Genomic DNA, 1,175 nt, shown 5'->3' with positions numbered 1-1,175 from the left:
GGAAGCCCACCACGTCCGCACCCAAAAGCCCGCGGATGATCTCGTGGCGCCAGGGCAGTTGCCGGAAAATATCCGGGTGTGGGAAGGGGATGTGGGCGAAAAACCCGATACGCACATCGGGGCGCAGTTGCCGCAAGATCCCGGGAACCAGTTGCAGCTGGTAGTCCTGCACCCACACGGTGGCACCTGGGGCGGCGACTACCGCGGCGTGCTCCGCGAATCGTGTGTTGACATCCCGGTATGCCGCCCACCATTCGCGGTGGTAGGTCGGCGGAACGATCAGGTCGTGGTACAGCGGCCACAGGGTGGCGTTGGAAAAGCCTTCATAAAAGGCTGTGAAGTCGTATTCAGACAGCGTCACGGGGTAGAGCAGAGCCCCTGCGTCGTTGTGGAATGGTTCCGGGGCGGCATCGGCGACACCCGGCCAGCCGATCCAGCAGCCTTGCCGGGCTTCCAAAATGGGCGAGAGCGCAGAAACCAGCCCGCCGGGCGAGGCTTTCCATTCTGTGCTGCCGTCGTTGGCGGTGACGAGATCAACATGCTCACCGGCCCCGCCTCCGGTGCCACCGACACTTTGACCGGCATTCACCGTGCTACCTCACTCACCGTTTACCTCGACCGCTATCTGGAAACCACAGTTGGTTTATTCAGCTAGGCTTATTCGGCTGATTTCTTGGCCGTGGATTTCTTGGTGGCCTTCTTGCTGGTCTTTTTCGCAGACTTCTTCGCAGTCTTCTTTGTCGACTTCTTGGATGCTTTCTTCGCCGTCTTCTTGGTCGATTTTTTGCTGGACTTCTTGGTGGCTTTCTTCGAGGCCTTCTTGGACGTCTTTTTGGTGGTCTTTTTCGCAGTGCCGGATCCGTCGTCAGCATCGCCAGCGGGCTGTGGGTTTTGCTCGGCGGCCACCCTGGAGTGCACCAGGCCGTCTGGTTCTACGCCCAGCATGGACATGAGGGTCACGCCATCCATGAAGTCTTCGGCGTAGGTGGCAACGATGCGTCGTGCAGCAGACGCGGTTTGTTCCTCGACTGCCTCTTCTTGCTCTACGTCGGGATGCTTGTCAGTGACCTTTGGTGGCATGGAGTGCTTCCTCCTGGAGCGGTGTCTTTTCGGGTGTGCGGTGCGTATTGCCTACAACTGCGCCATTCTACGCTATGTTTAGTCGCTTTTGCGCC

2 protein-coding genes are annotated in these 1,175 nt (G+C 59.2%); both read right to left on the bottom strand.

Features of this window, described 5'->3' with window-relative positions; translation table 11 throughout:
* On the bottom strand, positions 1–589 hold a 589-nt coding region (locus tag BKN05_RS12545), incomplete at its 3' end, for a trehalose-6-phosphate synthase (RefSeq protein WP_286688790.1).
* A gap of 68 nt (positions 590–657) precedes the next feature.
* Positions 658–1,080 carry a hypothetical protein gene (locus BKN05_RS12540; protein ID WP_018121583.1) on the bottom strand — a complete coding sequence of 141 codons (423 nt, stop codon included), beginning with the start codon at positions 1,078–1,080 and terminating at the stop codon, positions 658–660.
* Positions 1,081–1,175: the final 95 nt, after the last annotated feature.

Source organism: Corynebacterium sp. S5S1 (genome assembly GCF_001913985.1).
Taxonomy (GTDB): domain Bacteria; phylum Actinomycetota; class Actinomycetes; order Mycobacteriales; family Mycobacteriaceae; genus Corynebacterium; species Corynebacterium marquesiae.
Note: the sequence above shows the minus strand (reverse complement) of the source record. Positions and strands in the feature narration are given on the sequence as shown.

Bases quoted from the DNA above. Each gene is read 5' to 3' on its own strand.
- BKN05_RS12540 (WP_018121583.1), bottom strand. From the start codon at position 1,080: ATGCCACCAAAGGTCACTGACAAGCATCCCGACGTAGAGCAAGAAGAG.